Source organism: Actinomyces sp. oral taxon 448 str. F0400 (assembly GCF_000220835.1).
GTDB lineage: Bacteria > Actinomycetota > Actinomycetes > Actinomycetales > Actinomycetaceae > Actinomyces.
The window spans coordinates 1,260,233-1,279,284 of record NZ_GL985606.1; the positions used below are offsets into that span (position 1 = coordinate 1,260,233).

A 19,052-nucleotide genomic window follows, 5' to 3' on the forward strand; every position below is an offset into this window, starting at 1 on the left:
GCGGCCGCTGCGGCGCCGGATCGTCCTGGCCGGTGCCGCGGCGGGCGGGGCGGCCGCGGTCGCGGCTGCCGTCGTGCGTTGCTCCTCACCCCGGCCCGCGCCCACGAGCGCGACGCCCTCCGGGACGGCCGACGGTTTCCGGCCCGCTTACCACTACAGTCCCCGCAGCGGGAACCTCGCCGACCCCGACGGCCTGGTGCTCTACGAGGGCGAGTACCACCTGTTCCACCAGCAGGACGGCACCTGGGCGCACGCCGTCAGCCCGGACATGGTGCACTGGCGGGCTCTGGACACCGCCCTGGGCCATGACGCCCTGGGCCTGGCCATGTCGGGCAGCTGCGTCGTTGACGGAGCCGACACCTCGGGGCTGGTGCCCGGCGGGGGCATGGTCGCCGTCTATACCTCCACCGAGGGCGGCGAGGCGCAGTCGTTGGCCTACAGCACCGACCGGGGCCGCACGTGGGAGCGCTTCGCACACAACCCCGTCATCGCCAACGACGGGCGCACGGACTTCCGGGATCCCAAGGTCTTCTGGCACGAGCCGTCCCGCGCCTGGGTCATGGTGGTCTGCGCCGGCGACCACGTCGAGTTCCACCGGTCGACCGACCTGCTCGGGTGGGAGCGCGCCGGCGATTTCGGACAGGGGGCCGGTTCCCACGCGGCCGTGTGGGAGTGCCCGGACCTGTTCCCGCTGACGGACGCCGTCACGGGCGAGACCCGGTGGATTCTGACGGTCTCGATCGGCGCCAACGGGGAGACCGGCGGGTCGAGCGCCCAGTACTTCGTCGGTGATTTCGACGGCAGCGCCTTCTTCCCCGAGGACACGGCGATCCGGTTCACCGATGCCGGCCAGGACTTCTACGCGGCACAGAGCTTCGAGCACGTCGAGGGCCGACGCGTGTGGCTGGGGTGGATGAGCAATTGGAACTATCCCTACGGTCTGCCCACCGGCGACTGGCACGGCGAGATGAGCGTGCCCCGCGAGCTGAGCCTGACCAGCCGGGACGGCGGCCGCGTTCTCCTCCAGAATCCCGTGCCCGAGCTCGACGCCCTACGGGGGCGGGCCATCGACCTGAGCGGAACCGGCGTCACCGACTCCACGACCGACCTGGGCTCGGGCCGGGTCGTCGACCTCGACCTCGTCCTCGATATCTCGGGCGCCGAGGACGTCTGGCTGTCTCTGGCCGCCGGCCGGGTCGACGGTCGGGATCAGGAGGTGCGCGTCGGAGTGTCGAGCGCGGCCGGAGTCCTCTATCTGGACCGCACTGCGGGCGGGGTCCGGACCGTGCAGACCGAGGACGGCGGGACGGCCGACTTCGCTCTGCGCCGCGAAACCGCCTACCGGCCGGCCGGGGGCCGCGTCCACCTGCACGTGCTCCTGGATCGCTCCAGCCTGGAGGTCTTCGTCGACGACGGCGCCCCGGCGGGCACTTTCCTGGTTCTCAACGATCCCGACGCCCAGGGGATCGGGCTCGGGGCGCGCGGGAGCGCCACGATCCTCTCCGGGACCCTGACCCCGTTGGTCTCCGCCTGGTGACCGGGCGCCGGGCGCGCCCGGTCACCAGGCTCGGAGAGGTTCTACTTCAGGCGCTCCGGCCGCGCGTCCCCGCCGTCGTCACGGGAGCGGTTGGCGGGAATGTGCCCGAAGCCGCCCAGGCCGTTCGTGCCGTAGGAGCGGTCGACCGTGGTCGTATCCCCGGAGATGAGAAGCTTGACCGTGGGCGCCAGCGAGCCTCCGCGCACGGGACTGCCGTCATGGTTGCCGCCGATGGAGTCGATGAACGACTCCACCAGCCCGTCGGGCATGACGTAGTGCGAATACGACTGGTAGGTGTACGGACTCTGGTTCCAGTCGGGGGAATAGGGTCTGCCGGGCGCGACGTTGAGATTGATCGGGTTGCCCAGTGCGATGCCCGTGCTCTCATTGACCGGGCGGTAGTCCGATCTCAGACCGTCGCCCACGAAGCCGTAGACCCCTTCGGGTCCCATGAGGCCCTCCGCGTAGGTCTCGCGGTGGGAGATCGTGAACAGGTAGTACTTGCCGTCCTTGAAGTAGATCTGCGGGCGCTCCGTCTGGTCGTTGACGCAGTTCCCGCTCAGCAGGGGCGGCAGGTACTCCCACTGCGTCATCGCCTTGTTCGTGGCCCGCGCCAGACCGACGTTGGCCAGCTGGTACCTGCCTCCGGCGTCTGAGACCTCCTGCGCGGACTCGGCCTTCGGGTCGCCGGCCTCGTAACCCATGTCCTTTGACGTGCAGGACGCCACGGTGGTGTTCTGCCCGGCGGCCGCCACCTGATCGACGAGTTCGGGCTCGCGGGTGTAGGCCGAGTTGCCCTCGAAGACCATGTAGTCGGTGGAGTCGGCGGGGTTGTTCTGGTCGCGGAAGGTGAAGGGGTCGCGGAAGTTCACGTTGGGGTTCTGGATCCGTGACTGGTAGTAGTGGCCGTCGGGGGTCAGCAGCTGGTGCTGGTCGCGGAAACCGGTGAACCACACGCCCGTGTCATCGGCGTAGATGCGCCCCTCGGACTGGACGATCCGCGGGTCGTAGGGCTTGCCCGTATCGGCCGCGGGCGCGTCATAGCCGCCGCCCGAGCCCTGGTAGAAGGCGACGGAGGTGTAGAACATGCGAATCTTGTTGCCGTCCATGAGACGGGCCGAGCCGGACCACTCCGTCTGACTGGTGAAACTCTGATCCTCGAAGATCGACCCGCTCGCGCCGTCGGGGAAGACGTGGCCCCCGTAGATCCACCCCCCGTTGGAGGCTGAGGCGCCGCCCTCGGAGGACTCATCGGTGCCCGCCTTGCGATAGAAGTAGCCCAGGCGCGCGTGGGTGTGGCGGTCGTCGAAGGTGTAGCCGGCGTGCCTGTCCGCGACCAGGGAGAAGGCGATTTCCCAGCCGTTGTAGGACAGCTGATTGGCGGCGTCATCGGTCAGGGTCCAGGTGTCCCACACCCACACGTCGTCGTTGGTGGTCGGGAAGCCCTCGGAGATCTCGGGCATGGTGTACTGCTCGGGCAGGGAGGAGCTGCCCGAGGGCGCGTTCGGGTCGGAGACGCGCTGGATCTGCCTGGCGTCGGCGCGCGTCCACGTGGAGGTGAAGTCGCTGTCGACGGGGTAGGCCTGCTGGGTATGGTCGGTGGCGTTGGGCCAGCCCGGGTTATCCGCCTGGAAGCCGGCCGCGTCGGCCGCCTGGTCGTCGGGGGGATCGGCAGGGTCGGCAGGGTCGATTGCGGGCGCCGCGACGGCGTCGGGCGCCTGGCCGGCCGGATCGGGCTCGGCGGCGAGCGCGGTGCTGGCCCCGCCGAGGGCGAGCGCGAAGGCGAGGGCCGCGGCCAGTCGTCTGCGACGGGCGCGGAACAGTGGATGTGTCACGGTCGTCGTCACTTTCTGACGTGGGAATCATTGGGAACTCAAGCGGACGCCGTGAGCCGATGTGATTGGCCTCCCACACTCCACGGTAGGCGCTCGTCGCGCGCGGCGCCCACCGGCGAGCGCAGCAGGATCCCGTCGATGACGATGCGAACCGGGTTTCGAGGGTCTCGGAACCCGGCCGTTGCGGGCGAAGACGAGCACGCCGTGCTACACATGAGAGAATCGTCACATGACTGTGATCTGACAAACCTATATGGTGGAGGCGTTGCTCTCCGTGAGCTGTGAGGCCTCCCACCTTCCATCGGTTCAGACGGCCGACCTGACCGGGCCGGCCCGATCCCCAACGGAGATCCACGTGAGCATCCATTCCTGGCAACGACGACACACAGTCCCCATCGCTGTCCTCGGCGCCGCTCTCGCGCTGGGCGCGGCGGGGCCCGCTCTGGCCTCGCCGGGGCAGGCCACCGACTCCCTGCGCAGCTCAACGCTGAGCGCGCAGTCGCTCGCCGAGACCATCGCGGGCCCGGCGGAGGTCACCAACGCGACTTTCACCGGCAACGACGTTCAGGCGGGGACCTTCTCGGGTCTGCCCGGCGACGGCAACGCCGTCACCGACGGCGTGGCGCTGACCAGCGGCTCGCTCATCGACGCCGACCCGCAGGCGGACTCGGACGTCGACTTCACGCGCTCGTCGGTCCTGGGGCCCAATCACGACCTGACCACCACCGGCGACCTGGGCGGGGCCGGCGACGAGGCGCTCGACTCCCTGTCCGGCGCGGACACCTACGACGCCGCGAGGCTCGAGTTCGACGTGACCGCGACCGCCTCCACCTTCGTGATGTTCTACGGCTTCGGGTCGGAGGAGTACGCCGGAGGCGCCAGCTCCGCGCCCGATGCCTGGCAGTCCCGGGGGTTCAAGGACGTCCTGAGCATCCAGGTCAACGGCACCGAGTGCGCCACCGTCCCGGACTCGGACGCGTCGGTCAACGCCGCGACCGTCAACGAGTCGAGCAACTCGCAGTTCTACACCTCCAACGTCTCGGGCCACGAGCCGGGGAGTATCGATGTCGAGTTCAACGGTTTCACTTCGGCGCTCGCCTGCCGGACGGCGGTGACGCCGGGGGAGCAGGTGCATGTGCGCATCGCGATCGCCGACACTCTCGACGGCCAGCTGGATTCCACCGTACTCATGCGCACCGGCGGGCTCGGCTTCACCGACGCTCCCCTCACCGACCCCTGTACGACGACGGGCGGAACCTGCGCGCTCCCGGCCGATCCCTCGGCGTCCGCGACGTCATCCGCCGGATCGTCCTCGGGAGCGACGATCTCGACCGACCCCGCCGAGGCGGCGCCGTCGAGCTCCTCGGACGTTATCACCGCCCCCGCTGCCACGGCGGCGGATGCCGTGGCGAGAGCGCCCGGGCGCCGTGGACTGGCCCGCACCGGCGCGCCGACCGCGGCCTGGGCCCTCGGCGCGCTGACTCTGGTCGGCGGCGGCCTGCTCCTCATGCGCCGCCGGCGGGAGGGGTGAGCGGGTGCTGCGCGGTGCGGGACGACTCGGAGGGACGGGTCGAGCGCGCATGGTTCAGCGGGCGAGGACCTGCGTCCCCGCTCTGCCCGCGACGATCTGCTCGGCCTGCCCGAGCGCGCCGATGACGGCCCGTCCGCCCGTGCGCTCCACGAAGCTCGCGCAGGCCTCGGCCTTGGGCCCCATCGAGCCCTCGGGCAGACCGAGCGAGCGCAGGGCGGCGGGGCTCGCCTCCTGAAGCAGCCGCGCCTGCGGGCTTCCGTAGTCCTCGACCACACCGGCGACGTCGGTGAGCACGATGAGCAGGTCGGCGCCGATCTGCTCGGCGAGGACCGCTGAGGCCAGGTCCTTGTCGACGACGGCCTCCACGCCCTCGTGCGTGCCGTCGGCCCACGAGCGCACGGCCACCCCTCCGCCGCCGGCGCACACGACGACGGCGCCCCGGCCGACCAGCGCGGATACGACATCGGCCTCGAGCACCCTCAGCGGCCTGGGAGAGGGAACGACTCTTCGCCAGTGCTCGCCGTCGCGGGCCATGACCCACCCGCGCTCATGGGCCAGGCGGCGAGACTCCTCCTCGCCGAGCACCGCCCCGACGAATTTGGTCGGGCGGCTCATGGCCGGGTCGTCGGGGTCGACGAGCGTGCGCGTCAGGACGCCGGCCACGGGCCTGCCGGGGAGGGCGTCCCCGAGCGCCTGGGTGATCCACAGGCCGATCATGCCCTGGGTCTGGGCGACCAGGGTGTCGAGCGGATAGACGTTGGCGGGCAGGTCCGAGTCGGCCGTCGCCGCGGCCAGCAGGCCCACCTGGGGGCCGTTGCCGTGGGTGATCACGAGCTCGTGCTGGGCGGCGAGGGGCTTGAGGGCGGCCACGGCGAGGCGGACCTTGGCGACCTGGATCGACGTGTCCGGGGTGGCCCCGCGGGGCAGGAGGGCGTTACCGCCGAGAGCGAGGACGATGCGCACTGGGTTCTTGGGCTTTCTGGGGATCGTGGGGGTCGAGCGACGGCGGGCGCCCGGGCCGGCCGGGGCTGACGACCCCGGAGCCGCATACGGTAGTCAGAAGGCGTATTCGATGACCAGCGGGGCGTGGTCCGACCACCGCTCGTCGTAGGAGGCGGCGCGGTCCACGACGGCTGAGAGCGCGCGAGCGGCCAGGCGCGGCGTGGCCACCTGGTAGTCCAGGCGCCAGCCCGCATCGTTGTCGAAGGCCTTGCCCCGCTGGGACCACCACGTGTAGGGCCCCTGCTCGTCGGGGGCCAGGGAGCGCGCCACGTCGACCCAGCCGGCGGAGAACCAGTTCTCCAGGTGGGCGATCTCCTCGTCCAGCACACCGGCGACCCTGTTGTGGTTCGGCTTCCAGTTCTTGATGTCCCGCTCGGAGCGGACCACGTTGAGATCCCCGGCCATGACCGTCTGCGGGCCCCCCGACTCGCTGGACTCCAGCAGCTCCGTCATACGGGCGTCCACCAGTGCCAGGTGGGCGTACTTCTGATCCATCTTCTCAGTGCCCAGCTGACCGGAGTGCAGGTAGGCCGATACGACGGTGAGCGTGTGGCGACCCACGCCGTCGGATCCCGGCGTGCCCTCCACACCCAGGTCCACCTCCAGCCACCGACCCGAGTCGACGTCGGGCTCGACGGTGTCCGAGGCCGCGACGCCGCGCCGCACCTCGCCGATGGTCACGGGACCGTCCTCGCGCACCGCGACCGCGACCCCGGCGCGCCCCTTGATACGGCACGGCCATGTCCTCGTGCTGTACCCGGGCAGGAGCCCGGCGGCGGCGTCCTCGTCCGCGCGGACCTCCTGGAGCAGCAGGACGTCGGGTGCGCTGGCCTCGAGCCAGCCCGACATGCCCTTGCGGGCCGCTGCCCGGATGCCGTTGACGTTGACGGTGGCGATACGCATGCCCCCAGGGTACGGCCTGTCACAATACGATTATGAGCAGGACACCCGCTTCCAATCCACCGGATCCGCACCCGGGCCGGCTGCGGACCGTCCACGTCGTCGTCTCGGGCACCGTCCAGGGGGTGGGGTTCCGCTGGGCGTGCATCCAGGTGGCGGAGGATCTCGGGCTCGTCGGACGGGTGCGCAATCGTTCCGACGGCGACGTCGAGGTGACGGCCCAGGGCGAGCCGGACGACGTCTCCAGGCTCATCGCCTGGCTTCATCGCGGCCCCCGCTGGTCGCAGGTCATGGACGTCGCCGTCACCGACCTGCGGCCCGGATCTGTGCGAGCCCGCTCCTTCGACGTGGACTACTGACGCCGGCCGGGGCTCAGACGTCCGGCCGGCGCGGAGGGCACCGCGTCCAGGAAGGCGGGGGCGGCGAAGCCGCGGCCGGCGTAGGCGTCGAGGACGGTGCGGGCGACGGCGTCGACGGCGCCGTCGTCCACCAGCGCGATCGCGGATCCGCCGAAACCGCCGCCGGTCATGCGGGCCCCGTGGGCGCCGGCGGCGCGGGCGGCGTCCACGGCGACGTCGAGCTCGGGGCAGGTGCATTCGTAGTCCTCGCGCAGCGAGTCGTGACTGGCGTTCATCAGGGCCCCGACGCGGGCCAGCTTCTCGCCGGTCAGCCGACGTCCGTCGCCCAGCAGGGCGGCGAGGTCGCGCGTCCGCTCGATCTCGGTCACGACATGGCGGGTGCGCCTGACCAGCGCGTCGGCGTCCGCTCCGCCCGAGGCGGCCACCCGGGCCAGGGCGGCGTCCAGCTCGGCGGGGGCGATGTCGGCCAGCAGCTCAACGCCGAGGAGACGGGCGGAACGCTCGCACGCGGTGCGCCGGGCGCCGTACTGCCCGTCCACCAGGGAGTGCCTGGCTCGGGTGTCGATGACCAGCAGCCTCAGGCCGTGGGCGGCGAGGTCGAAGGGAACATGCTCAACCTCGCCGGTGCGGCAGTCCAATGCCAGGGCGTGACCGGCCCGGCAGCGCAGAGAGGCGGACTGGTCCATGCCGCCGGTGGGGGCGCCCGCCATCTCGTTCTCCGCGCGCACGCAGGCGGTCACCAGGCGGGCGCGACCGGCGTCATCCGGGTCGTCGGCCCCTCCCGCCAGGCCGAGGCCGTCGACCTCGTCGAGCGCCACCGCGGTGGCGCTCTCCAGGGCCGCGGAGGAGGACAGGCCGCCTCCCAGCGGCACGCAGGAGGACAGGGCGGCGTCGAAGCCCGTCAGCGGGCCGAGCCCCTCACGCTCCAGGGCCCAGGCCACGCCGGCGATGTAGGCGTTCCAGTGCCGCACCTCGCCGGGTGTGCCCTTGGGGCCGATGGCGTCCAGATCGAGGACATCGATCGCCTCCCTCGTCTGGGACGAGACGAGGCGGATCGTCCGGTCCTCGCGACGGCGCAGGGCCAGATGGGCCCGATGGGGCAGGGCGATCGGCAGGGCCGGCCCGCCGTTGTAGTCGGTGTGCTCCCCGATGACGTTGACGCGTCCGGGTGCGTACCACACGCCGTCGGGCTCGCCGCCGAAAGCCTCGGTGAACAGGCCGGCGGCGGCTGCGGCGCCCTCGCGGGCGCTCAGGGCCGGGGAGAAAACGGGGTCGGCGCCGGCGACGGCTGGGATCGGCTGGTCGGTCATCGGATGCTCCTGAATGTGGTAGACGGTGGCGGAGGCGGTGGGCGCGTCGGCAATTCTTCCAGAATCCGCCCGATGGCAGGTCTCGGGCGTGCGGGTCGGTGCCCTGTGAGGAGAAGACGGACGGGCGCCGGCGCGGGACCGCGCCGGCGCGCGGTGCTGTAGTGTCACATCCAACGCCCCGCACCCTGACCGACGGAGGACCCGGAGACATGGACGTACCCGTGCCCGCCCCCTCCCAGTGCGTCGTGGGGCTCACCATCCCCCTGCCCGAACCCTGGGCGACCCAGGTCCGCCTCGTGCGCGCCGGCGTCGGGGACCCCCTGGCCCGCGTGGTTCCGCCGCACGTCACCCTCCTGCCGCCCACCGCCGTGGAGCGGGAGAGGATGCCCGCCATCGCGGAGCACGTCGAACGGGTCGCGGCCGCCACAGCGCCCTTCGTGCTGCGCGCCCGTGGAGTGGGCACCTTCCGCCCCGTCAGCCCCGTCGTCTACGTCGCCCTCACCGCCGGCGCCCCCCAGTGCGACGCCCTCCAGCGCGTCCTGCGCGTGCGCGGCGGGCCCCTGGCCACGGTCCTGCGGTTCCCCTTCCACCCGCACATCACTCTCGCTCACGAGGTCGACGACGCCGCCCTCGACATGGCGGCCCGCGAGGGAGCCGACATCGATGCGAGCTTCGTGGTCGAGCGGATCCACCTGCACCGTCTGGCGGAGGACGGCACCTGGCAGTTGCTGGCCGCGCCGGCGCTGGTCGGCGCCGGCGAGCCCCCGGCTCCGGGCATCGACCCCGAGCCGCGCGGCGCCGATGTCGTCGGGCCGTGAACCCGTTAGCCTGTACGCTGTGATCGACAACGCGCCCCAGACCCTGACGCAGTCCCTGCCCCGGACCCCGCACGATCCGGCGGACGGGCCCGCCGACAGGCCGATACACGCCATCATTCCCGCCGGCGGCGCCGGCACCCGGCTGTGGCCGCTCTCGCGCCGGGGCCGTCCCAAATTCCTCCTCGACCTGACCGGCGCCGGCCGCACCCTCATCCAGGGCACGGCGGCGCGCCTGGCGCCCGTGGCCGCCACGACGACCGTCGTCACCGGCATCGCGCACGTGGCGGCCGTGGCCGACCAGCTGCCGGACCTGCCGCGCGAGAGCATCCTGGCCGAGCCCGCCCCCCGCGACTCCATGGCCGCCATCGCCCTGGCCGCCACCGTCATCGCCGCGCGCCACGGCCGCGACGCCGTCGTCGGCTCCTTCGCCGCCGACCAGACCATTGCCGACGAAGCCGCGTTCGCGGACGCCGTCCGCCAGGCTGCCGCACTAGCGCGCGCCGGCTGGGTCGTGACCATCGGCATCGAGGCGACCGGGCCGTCGACCGCCTTCGGCTATATCCACTCCGGCGGGGCCGTCGGCGTGGCCGGCGCCCCCGACGGGCGCCGCGTCCTCGGCTTCACCGAGAAGCCCGACGCCGCCACCGCGACCGCCTACCTCGCCGCCGGCGACTACCGTTGGAACGCCGGCATGTTCGTCACCCGCGCGGGGGTGCTGCTGGACCATCTCGCGGTCCGCAGGCCGGACCTGGCCGCGGGCATCGGCGCCATCGGGGCCGCCTGGAGCACACCCGCGCGCGAGGAGGTCCTCGCCTCCCTGTGGCCGGGCCTGGAGGCGATCTCCATCGACCGCGCGATCGCCGAGCCCGTGGCGGCGCAGGGGGGAGTGGCCGTGGTCCCGGCGGCCATGGGCTGGGACGACGTCGGCGGCTTCGACGCCCTGTCGGAGCTTGTGCCCGGGCGTACGCGGGGGAAGGCGGCCGGCGTGGCCGTGCTGGACGACTCGGCCGGAGCGGGCCCGGCGGCCGACGTCACGGCCGTGGACTCGCCGGGGGCGCTCGCGGCCTCGACCACCGGGCGCAAGGTCGTGCTGCTGGGCGTGCCCGGGGCGATCGTCGTCGACACGCCCGATGCCCTGCTCGTAACGGCCCCCGAGCGGGCGCAGGCGGTCAAGGGCGTCGTCGACGGGCTGAGAGCCGAGGGGCGCGACGACCTGCTGTGAGATCGGCGGGGCGGCCGCCGGGCGCGCCGCCCGCCATGATCGCGACACGGGCGCGCGTCGCCGGGCGCCTGCCTTCAACCGGGCGTCTCGCGTCTATCCTGGCTCCTGCCGATCCCAGCTCCATCGCCGGGCGGCGCTCCCGCCCGTCCCATATGGAGACCGTCGTGAAGAAGAAGACTTGTTCCGTGATGGCGCTCGGCCTGACCACCGCACTCGCTCTGGCCGCCTGCGGCTCGGCCACCACCACCGGCTCGCCCGTGGGCCCCTCGGATTTCAAGGCCTGCATGCTCTCCGATGAGGGCGGTTTCAGCGACCAGTCCTTCACCCAGTCCGCCAAGGACGGACTCGATAGGGCCGAATCCGAACTGGGCGTCAAGGCCATCGTCACGGAAACCGGATCGGAACCGGACTCGGGCTACGCATCCGCCATCGACTCCCTCCTCCGGCAGGGCTGCAGGATCGTGATCGGGGCCGGCGCCGCCCTGGCCGAAGATCTGACGGACGCCGCCGAGAATCACCCCGACATCGACTTCGCTCTCATCGACGCCGACTTCACCCGGGACGGGTTGAGTAACGCCAAGCCCCTCCTGTTCACCGTCGCCGAGGCCGCCTACCTCGCCGGCTACACCGCCGCCGGCACCACCACGACGGGCGCCGTGGGCACCTACGGGGGCCGGGCGACCCCCGCCGTCCAGGGCTTCATGGAGGGCTTCGCACAGGGCGTGGCCCGGTACAACGCCGACAGGGGCGGTAGGGCGGGCGCCACCGGCGGTGCGGACGGCGGGACCGGCGTCGAGCTCCTGGGCTGGGATCCGGCCGACCCCGAGAACGGCTCCTTCGTCGGCGACTTCTCCGACGTCGCCGGGAGCCGGCGGATCGCCGAGCAGCTCTTCGCCCAGGGAGCCGGCATCATCATGCCGGTGGCCGGGAACGCCGGTCGGGGCGCGCTCACCGCGGTCGCCTCCGCCGGCGGCGACCGCGGCATCGTGTGGGTGGACGCCGATGGCTACGAGTACACCGACGCCAGCCAGTACATGATGACCTCCGTGATCAAGGACATCGGCACCGCCGTCTACGATACTGTCAACGACGCGTCCAGCGGCGCCTTCTCCGCCGACCCGTCCATCGGCACCCTGGAGAACGGCGGGGTGTCCCTAGCACCCCTCCACGACTGGGATTCCAGGGTGCCCGCCGATGTCAAGGCGAGGGTTGAGGGGCTCAGGCAGCAGATCATCGACGGCTCGCTCGACGTGTCCACCAGGTACGACCCTTCGTGAAACGCGGGCGTCGCCGTGTCCGCCGGTGTCCGCCGGCGTCCCGGCCGCGGCGCTCGCGCCGCGGCGCGCCATCAGACGCCGAGCGCGCTGCGCAGATCGGCCTTGACGGCCTGCAGACGGTCACTCGCGGTGCGGCGGGCCAGCTCGACCGGGTCGTCGACCGCGACCGGCACGACGACCTCGTAGGAGCACGTCAGGCCCGCCCCGGTATCCCACGGGCGCACGACGACGCGGTCGTCGGACGCCGTCTTGATGATCAGGCCGTCGATCGGCGGGAGCCTGCCTCCGTTGCCGTCCGAAGCGCCGTCCATCAGATCGAAGGCGTCGACCACGGGCGCCCCCGCCAGCGCCGCCGGCACGCCGCCGGCGCGCAAGCGGTCCATCGTCTCCGAGACGAAGGACGGGTCCTCCGCCGGCACGCTCAGGCGGCTCGTGGCGTGCAGCCCGTGCTGGCGCGCCAGACGGTCGAGCAGATCCGCCAGCGAACGGCCCTGCTGCTTCAGGACGCTGGCCAGCAGCGCCAGGCGCACGCAGGCCGCGATGCCGTCCTTGTCGCGCACCGAGGCCGGATCCACGCAGTAGCCCAGCGCCTCCTCGTAGCCGAAGACGAGCCCCGGCACCCGGCTGACCCATTTCGAACCGGGCAGCGCGTTGCGGTGCCCCAGCCCGTGGGCCTGCGCGATCCTGCGCAGCAGACGGGAGGAGACGATCGAGTTGGCCAGGATGCCGGTGCCGGTGAAGGCGGCGAGCTCGGCGGCCTGCTCTCCCAGGAGGGCCCCGACCTCGTCGCCGGTCAACCGGCGCCATCCGCCGGCGGCGTGCTCGTCGGGGATCGCCGCGCAGCAGCGGTCGGCATCGGGATCGTTGGCCAGGACGAGGTCGGCGTCGACCTCACGGGCCAGCGCGAGGGACAGGTCGAGGGCCCCGGGCCCCTCCGGGTCGGGGGAGGCCACGGTGGGGAAGTCCGGATCCGGGTCGAACTGCTCGGGCACGACCACGACGTCGTCCAGACCCACCCGTCTCAGCGCATCGCGGCACACCCTCCCGCCCACGCCGTGCATGGCGGTCAGGACGATTCGCAGCGGCGCGGGGGCGTTCACGCGCGCCGACCGCGCCGCCCGCTCGGTGTACTCCTCGATCATCTCGGCGCCGATCGTCTCCCAGCCGCGGTCCGCCACCGGCACCCGGGCCAGCGGTCCGACCGCCGCGATCCGCTCGGCGATGGCGGCGTCGTAGGGCGGCACGATTCGCGCCCCCTGGCCCGGGCCCCTCACGGCGCGCCCGCCCAGATAGACCGTGCAGCCGTTGTCCTGCGGCGGGTTTCGGGAGGCGGTCACCATGACGGCGGCGTCGGCCCCCGTACGCCGCAGTGCGAAGGCGAGGGCCGGGGTGGGGCAGTAGGAGCCGAACAGAAGGGCGCGCCCACCCGCCCCGGTGACGACCCCGGCCGTATCGCGGGCGAAGACCTCGGAGCCGTGGCGGGCGTCGTAGCCGATGACGACGGTGAAACCCTCCCCGATCGTCTCGCGCAGCCAGGCGGCCAGGCCGGCGGCGGTGCGGATGACGACGACGCGGTTCATCCGATTGGGACCCGCTCCCAGCGGCCCGCGCAGACCGGCCGGTCCGAACCGCAGAGCGGTGCCGAAGGCGTCGGCGAGGGCGGCCGTGGCCTCGACGTCGCCCCGCTCGTGGGCGGCGAGCAGGCCGGTGGTCTCAGCGCGGGTGGCGGGGTCGGGATCCTCCTCGATCCAGGCGGTCACGGCGGCGACGTCGAGAGGGCTGACTGAGGTCATGCCCGTGACGGTACCGCGGCGGATGCGCCTCGAACCGGGACAATGACGGCGCTCACGGGTGGAACTTGACACAAAGGGGTCAGAGGGGAGCGGGAGCCCGGTGCCCTCGGCTCCGGATGAGCCGGGGGACGACGTCGGCCCGGCGGGCCCCGCCGTACCCTTGAGCCATGACCGATCGCGCAACCGATGCCTCCACTCAACCGACTCAGCCGACCCGTTCGACCGGGCCCGGCGCCGGCATCGCCCTGCCCGACCTCGCCGGCGATCTCGGCCGGCTCACCCTCGGCCTCGTATCCATCCCGAGCGCGTCGGGGTCCGAGGGACCGCTGGCCGACGCCGTCCAGGCCGCGCTGGAGGAGCACCCCCACCTAGAGGTCCTGCGCCACGGCGACACGGTCGTCGCCCGCACCCACCTGGACCGCGACGAGCGGGTCATCGTCGCCGGGCACCTCGACACCGTGCCGGCCTCGCGCCGCACCGGCAACGTTCCGGGCCGCTTGGAGACCCGCGAAGGGCGGAGCGTGGTGTGGGGGCGCGGTAGCGTCGACATGAAGGGCGGTGTCGCCGTCGCCCTTCATCTCGCCGCGACTCTGACCGCCCCGCGTCGCGACGTCACCTGGGTCCTCTACGACAACGAGGAGGTCGTCGGGGAGCGCAACGGACTCGGCCGGGCGCTCGCGGCCCACCCCGACTGGTTCGGCGCTGACCTGGCCGTCCTCGGCGAGCCCACCGGAGCCGGCATCGAGGGCGGGTGCAACGGTACCCTGCGGCTCATCCTCCATGTGCCCGGCCGGGCCGCCCACTCGGGGCGGGCCTGGCGCGGTGTCAACGCGATCCACGCCGCCTCCACCCTCATCGAACGAGTCAAGACGGCCCCGCTGCGCACCGTCGAAGTCGAGGGCCTGGCCTACCGGGAGTCCTTCAGCGCGGTCCTCGTCGAAGGGGGCGCGACGACCAACACGGTGCCCGATCACTGCCGTCTGACGGTCAACTACCGCTTCGCTCCCGACCTGGCGGCTCAGGCGGCCCTGTCCCGCGCCAAGCGCATCCTGGCGGGCCTCGACGCCGACGGCGACGAGGCCGACCCGACCATTGACGTGGGCAGCGGGACGGTCGCGGTCGAGCTCGACGACCTGAGCCCGGCGGCACGGCCGGGGCTCGATTCCCCGATGGCGCGCGAGCTCATCAGCCTGGTGCGCGGGCGCGGGGGAGGGGTGGGCCCCAAGTACGGGTGGACCGACGTCGCCCGCTTCTGCGCGGCCGGCACGCCCGCCGTCAACCTCGGTCCGGGCGACCCGATGCAGTGCCACACCGACGACGAGCACTGCCCGGTGGCGCAGATCGAGGCCGTCGCGCACGTCCTGCGCGCCTGGCTGGCATGAGGTCGGCTCCTGCAGAAGATGCGGACACGTCCGCACCCGCGAACCGGTTGGTGCATCATGCCCGCCATGAGCAATAGACAGACCTACCGCAAGGGGCCCGTGCTGCTGCGCGGGACCCAGATCCCCGCGCAGACCACCGATGCGCGTCTGCTGGACCGTCGCGGGCGGACCGAGTGGTTGCACGCCGATCCGTGGCGCGTCCTGCGCATCCAGTCCGAGTTCGTCGAGGGCTTCGGGGCCCTGGCCGAGCTGGGGCCGGCCATCAGCGTCTTCGGGTCGGCGCGCGCCACGCCCGACGACCCCTTCTACACCATGGCCGAGCAGGTCGGCGCGGGGCTGGCGCGGCGCGGCTACGGCGTCATCACCGGCGGAGGGCCCGGCATGATGGAGGCCGCCAACAAGGGGGCGCATCGGTCCGGCGGCGTCTCGGTGGGCCTGGGCATCGAGCTCCCGCGCGAGCAGGAGATGAACGAGTACGTCGACCTGGGGATCAACTTCCGCTACTTCTTCGCTCGCAAGACGATGTTTCTGAAGTACTCGGACGGATTCGTCGTCATGCCCGGCGGCATGGGCACGCTCGACGAGCTCTTCGAGGCCGTCACTCTTGTCCAGACCGGTAAGGTCTCCTCCTTCCCGATCGCGCTAGTCGGTTCGGACTACTGGGGCGGTCTGACGCACTGGATCCGCGGCACACTCGCGCGGGCCGGCGCAATCTCTCCGCAGGACGTCGATCTTCTGCACGTTGTGGACTCGGCCGAAGAGGCCGTCGACTACGTCGTCGATGGCGCGCGCCGGCTGCGGGCCGGCGGGATGCCGGTCCACCCATCGTGGACTTAACCACGTTTCCCTGAGAATCGGTGTCGTTGTGCCGTAGAATGATGTGGGCAGTGCGGTGATGAATCCGCGCTGGAGCATTGAAAGGGGAGCTCATGGCTGCCATGAAGCCCAGGACCGGCGACGGGCCTCTCGAGGTTGTCAAGGAAGGTCGTTCGATCATCATGCGTGTTCCGCTGGAGGGCGGCGGCCGTCTGGTCGTTGAGATCACGTCTGATGAGGTCAAGGAGCTCCAGGAGGCGCTGGCCTCTGTGAAGTACTGACGACGCGCCGTTGCTGATCGGGATCGGCCGGGGCGGACGATGACGGCGTCCGCCCCGGCCGATGTATGTCCAGCAGCCCCGTGAGATATTCGTGAGTTTTAGCGGTCTTTAGTTCTCATCGCTCGTCGTCAGTTCTCATCGCTCGTCGTCGCGCTCATGAGCCGAGAGTCCTGCGCGTTTCGCGGCTCAGGCCCGGCGGACGGCGACCAGCAGCCCGTCGCCCACCGGCAGAAGAGAGGCGAGGACATCGTCGCGTCCGCGCAGGGATTTGCCGAGTTCCCGTGCTGCGACGGTGGCGGCGTCCCGGCGCGCGGGGTCGGCGACGTGATCGTTCCACAGGGCCCGTGTGGAGGCGAGAACGCCGCCCACGCGCAGCATGCGCAGCGCCGGCGCGGCCAGTTCGGCGGTCTCCTCCGGCTCGACGTCGAGGACGACCATGTCGTAGGAGCGGGCGGCCATGCGGGGCAGGACGTCGGATGCCCGCCCCTGAATGATCCGGGTGCGCGCCCCCGGGTAGCCGGCGGCATCGAAGGCCCTGCGCGCCTCGCGTTGGAGCTCGGGCTCGACGTCGATGGTTGTCAGCACGCCGTCCGGCCCCATTCCGCCCAGCAGCCACAGGCCGGAGACGCCGGTGCCGGTGCCGATCTCAGCCACTGACTTGGCGGCGACGGCGGCGGCGAGCATGCGCAGGGCCGCGCCCGTCCCCGGGGAGACCGGTGCGATACCGAGCTCGATGCCGCGCAACCTGGCCTCGGCGGTCTGCTCGTCCTCGTGAGGGAACTCCTCGGTGTAGGACCAGCTCAGGGTCTTGTCGGCACTCACCGTGTCCACCTTCCGTGCTGCGACCAGTGGCCGCGTAGTATCGCGTCCCGCCCGTGCGGATCCTCGGGCGGGACGGGCGCGGATGAATGCCATTATTGTTCCAGGTCGTGGACCCGTGACCGGTATCGCCCTTGGCGATGCGTACCCGGACGGGGTGGAACGGCGCACGTTTCCCGCCGCGTTCCTTCTCTCCCTATACTGGCTGCGTGCTAGGCATATCCGGACCCGAGTTCCTCGTCATCGTACTGGTGGCGGTAATCGTCATCGGGCCGCAGCGCCTGCCTGAGTACACCCGTAGACTGACGCAGGCCGTACGCCGCCTGAGGGTGTTCCTCGACGACACCAAGGAGCAGATCGCCGAGGAGGTCGGCCCCGAGCTGGCGGATCTGAACCTGTCCGACCTCGACCCGCGGAACTACGACCCGCGCAAGATCGTGCGCGACGCCCTGGGCGAGGATCTGGACGCCATCCGCAGGGATCTGGCCACCCCCTTCCAGTCGACCGTCAGGGCGGCCAAGGATGCGACGGACGAGGCCGCGGGCACGTTCAACGCCCAGGCCCGATCCCGCTCGAAGAAGCTCACGCGAATGATCGATGACAAGGCGCACGAGGCTCACTCCGCCTCCGCTCCATCCGACGTCCCGGGCGAGGAGACCGGTGCGCCCGGGCCCGCCGAGCCCGCCCCGGTCGACGGTGCGCAGTCGACCGACGCCGGCCGGTCCGTCATTCCGGCCGACGGCGCGTCCTCGGAGCCGGCTCCGGTGCCTTCGAGCCTGACCGGGGACGAGCCCGCCGGCACGTCGGGTGGGCCCGGGGCGCCGGCGGGCCGTCCCATCTCCCCGCGCGAGATCGTGCGCGCCGCCAACGCCGCCGCCCGTACTCGCGCCGGGGCTGCGACCGCCGTGCTCGACGTGTGAGCCAGGGCCGCGGGACCGGGCCTCGGACCCGGGATCCGCCGGAGAATCAGGTCGCTACGCTCAGGCTCAGCTTCCTTCCGGCCAGCCCGCGGGAGCGGTGGGCGAGCCTGGCCGCCACCTCCACCAGCTCCTGAGCGGCCGGCGCGTCGGCCGTGGGACCGCCGTGGCGGGCCACCGTGGCCGGTGAGCCGTCATCGGACCCCTCCCGCAGCCGGATGTCCAACGGCAGCCTGGCCAGGAGAGGCACCTCGTAGCCCAGGGTGCGCGTCAGCGAGTCGCTGACCGTCTGCCCGCCGCCGGAGCCGAAGATCTCCAGGCGCGAACCGTCGGGCTGCGGCATCCAGGACATGTTCTCGATAACGCCGACGACCTTCTGCTTGGTCTGGGCGGCGATGAGGCCGGTGCGCTCAGCGACCTCGGCGGCCGCCGTCTGCGGGGTGGTCACCACAAGGATCTCAGCCTCCGGCAGGAGCTGGGCCACCGAGATGGTGACGTCGCCGGTACCGGGCGGCAGGTCGAGCAGCAGGACGTCCAGATCGCCCCAGAAGACGTCGGTCAGGAATTGCTGGACGGCCCGGTGCAGCATGGGCCCGCGCCACACGACCGGCTGCCCGTCCTCGACGAACATGCCGATCGAGATGACCTTCACCCCGTACGCCACCGGCGGGACGATCATGCCGTCCAGCTGGGTGGGTATCTGCTCGACGCCGAGCATGCGGGGGATGGAGAAGCCGTAGATGTCGGCGTCGACGACGCCCACGGCCAGCCCCCGGGCGGCCAGGGCCGCCGCCAGGTTCGCCGTGACCGAGGACTTGCCGACGCCGCCCTTGCCGGACGTCACCGCGTACACGCGCGTGAGGCTGCCCGGCTGAGTGAAGGGGATGGTCGGTTCGGCTGCGCCCCCGCGCAGACGGGCGCGCAGCTCGGCGCGCTGCTCGTCGGTCATAACGCCCAGATGCACCTGCACGTCGCTGACGCCCTCCAGGCCGCCGACCTCCTTACGGGTGTCCGCGGTGATCGTGTCCTTGAGCGGACATCCGGCCACCGTGAGCAGGACGGCGACGGTCACAACGCCGGCCGGGCTGATCTCAACCGATTCGACCATGCCGAGATCTGTGATCGGGCGGCGGAGCTCGGGGTCGATGACCCGACTCAGGGCCTGACGAACTGCGTCTTCGGTGGGTGCGGACATGGCTCCATCCTATGAGTGGTCGGCGACCACCCGATCGTGGTGAGGAGCACGTCCGGGA

The 19,052-nt window shown here is 72.0% G+C and carries 17 protein-coding genes; 10 read left to right on the forward strand and 7 right to left on the reverse strand.

The window, feature by feature from the left end:
* Positions 1-7: 7 nt before the first annotated feature.
* Positions 8-1,537: a glycoside hydrolase family 32 protein gene (locus tag HMPREF9062_RS05400; RefSeq protein ID WP_253270752.1), complete on the forward strand. Its 1,530-nt coding sequence runs from the start codon at positions 8-10 to the stop codon at positions 1,535-1,537.
* Positions 1,538-1,578: 41 nt separating this feature from the next.
* Here HMPREF9062_RS05400 and HMPREF9062_RS05405 read toward each other — a convergent pair whose 3' ends face one another.
* Entirely contained in the window at positions 1,579-3,384 is a 1,806-nt protein-coding gene (locus tag HMPREF9062_RS05405) for a glycoside hydrolase family 68 protein (RefSeq protein ID WP_009749050.1), read from the reverse strand.
* A gap of 343 nt (positions 3,385-3,727) precedes the next feature.
* On the opposite strand from HMPREF9062_RS05405, the gene HMPREF9062_RS05410 reads away from it, so the two are divergent.
* Entirely contained in the window at positions 3,728-4,903 is a 1,176-nt protein-coding gene (locus tag HMPREF9062_RS05410; RefSeq protein ID WP_034254755.1) for a choice-of-anchor L domain-containing protein, read from the forward strand.
* A 54-nt stretch (positions 4,904-4,957) separates the two neighbouring features.
* Here the strand turns inward: HMPREF9062_RS05410 and HMPREF9062_RS05415 are convergent, their stop codons facing one another.
* A complete protein-coding gene (locus tag HMPREF9062_RS05415) occupies positions 4,958-5,866 on the reverse strand; it encodes a carbamate kinase (protein ID WP_009749052.1) in 909 nt (302 codons plus the stop codon).
* 93 nt (positions 5,867-5,959) lie between these two features.
* Positions 5,960-6,808 carry an exodeoxyribonuclease III gene (locus HMPREF9062_RS05420; RefSeq protein WP_009749053.1) on the reverse strand — a complete coding sequence of 283 codons (849 nt, stop codon included), beginning with the start codon at positions 6,806-6,808 and terminating at the stop codon, positions 5,960-5,962.
* A 32-nt stretch (positions 6,809-6,840) separates the two neighbouring features.
* On the opposite strand from HMPREF9062_RS05420, the gene HMPREF9062_RS05425 reads away from it, so the two are divergent.
* Positions 6,841-7,164, forward strand: a complete 324-nt coding sequence (locus HMPREF9062_RS05425; protein ID WP_009749054.1) for an acylphosphatase — start codon at positions 6,841-6,843, stop codon at positions 7,162-7,164.
* Here HMPREF9062_RS05425 and galK read toward each other — a convergent pair.
* Positions 7,158-8,474 (reverse strand): galactokinase, encoded by a 1,317-nt coding sequence (galK, locus tag HMPREF9062_RS05430; protein WP_009749055.1) that lies wholly within the window; start codon positions 8,472-8,474, stop codon positions 7,158-7,160. The two genes, HMPREF9062_RS05425 and galK, sit on opposite strands and share 7 nt — an antisense overlap.
* A 209-nt stretch (positions 8,475-8,683) precedes the next feature.
* Here galK and HMPREF9062_RS05435 point away from each other — a divergent pair, with 209 nt between their 5' ends.
* The 3 genes from HMPREF9062_RS05435 to HMPREF9062_RS05445 all read left to right on the forward strand — a co-directional run bounded on the left by HMPREF9062_RS05435 (position 8,684) and on the right by HMPREF9062_RS05445 (position 11,791).
* The gene (locus tag HMPREF9062_RS05435) at positions 8,684-9,292 is read left to right on the forward strand and encodes a 2'-5' RNA ligase family protein (RefSeq protein WP_009749057.1); all 609 of its coding nucleotides are present in this window, start codon (positions 8,684-8,686) and stop codon (positions 9,290-9,292) included.
* Positions 9,276-10,514 carry a mannose-1-phosphate guanylyltransferase gene (locus tag HMPREF9062_RS05440; RefSeq protein ID WP_009749058.1) on the forward strand — a complete coding sequence of 413 codons (1,239 nt, stop codon included), beginning with the start codon at positions 9,276-9,278 and terminating at the stop codon, positions 10,512-10,514. The genes HMPREF9062_RS05435 and HMPREF9062_RS05440 overlap by 17 nt, the downstream gene beginning before the upstream one ends.
* Positions 10,515-10,678: 164 nt before the next feature.
* Positions 10,679-11,791, forward strand: a complete 1,113-nt coding sequence (locus HMPREF9062_RS05445; protein ID WP_253270661.1) for a BMP family lipoprotein — start codon at positions 10,679-10,681, stop codon at positions 11,789-11,791.
* A gap of 71 nt (positions 11,792-11,862) precedes the next feature.
* On the opposite strand, the gene HMPREF9062_RS05450 is transcribed toward HMPREF9062_RS05445, so the two are convergent.
* On the reverse strand, positions 11,863-13,584 hold the full coding sequence (locus tag HMPREF9062_RS05450; RefSeq protein WP_034253811.1) for a phospho-sugar mutase: 1,722 nt from the start codon (positions 13,582-13,584) through the stop codon (positions 11,863-11,865).
* Between the two features lie 167 nt (positions 13,585-13,751).
* On the opposite strand from HMPREF9062_RS05450, the gene dapE reads away from it, so the two are divergent.
* From dapE to HMPREF9062_RS12490, 3 genes are all read left to right on the forward strand, one after another.
* Complete coding sequence (gene dapE / locus HMPREF9062_RS05455; RefSeq protein ID WP_009749061.1) at positions 13,752-14,966, forward strand: succinyl-diaminopimelate desuccinylase; 1,215 nt, start codon at positions 13,752-13,754, stop codon at positions 14,964-14,966.
* 66 nt (positions 14,967-15,032) lie between these two features.
* Positions 15,033-15,803 carry a TIGR00730 family Rossman fold protein gene (locus tag HMPREF9062_RS05460; protein WP_034254759.1) on the forward strand — a complete coding sequence of 257 codons (771 nt, stop codon included), beginning with the start codon at positions 15,033-15,035 and terminating at the stop codon, positions 15,801-15,803.
* A gap of 92 nt (positions 15,804-15,895) precedes the next feature.
* Positions 15,896-16,063 (forward strand): DUF3117 domain-containing protein, encoded by a 168-nt coding sequence (locus HMPREF9062_RS12490; protein WP_009749063.1) that lies wholly within the window; start codon positions 15,896-15,898, stop codon positions 16,061-16,063.
* 186 nt (positions 16,064-16,249) lie between these two features.
* Here the strand turns inward: HMPREF9062_RS12490 and HMPREF9062_RS05465 are convergent, their stop codons facing one another.
* Positions 16,250-16,885 carry an O-methyltransferase gene (locus tag HMPREF9062_RS05465; protein WP_034254760.1) on the reverse strand — a complete coding sequence of 212 codons (636 nt, stop codon included), beginning with the start codon at positions 16,883-16,885 and terminating at the stop codon, positions 16,250-16,252.
* A gap of 206 nt (positions 16,886-17,091) precedes the next feature.
* On the opposite strand from HMPREF9062_RS05465, the gene HMPREF9062_RS05470 reads away from it, so the two are divergent.
* On the forward strand, positions 17,092-17,802 hold the full coding sequence (locus HMPREF9062_RS05470; RefSeq protein WP_009749065.1) for a twin-arginine translocase TatA/TatE family subunit: 711 nt from the start codon (positions 17,092-17,094) through the stop codon (positions 17,800-17,802).
* A gap of 46 nt (positions 17,803-17,848) precedes the next feature.
* Here HMPREF9062_RS05470 and HMPREF9062_RS05475 read toward each other — a convergent pair whose 3' ends face one another.
* The gene (locus HMPREF9062_RS05475) at positions 17,849-18,994 is read right to left on the reverse strand and encodes a P-loop NTPase (RefSeq protein WP_009749066.1); all 1,146 of its coding nucleotides are present in this window, start codon (positions 18,992-18,994) and stop codon (positions 17,849-17,851) included.
* Positions 18,995-19,052 lie beyond the last annotated feature (58 nt).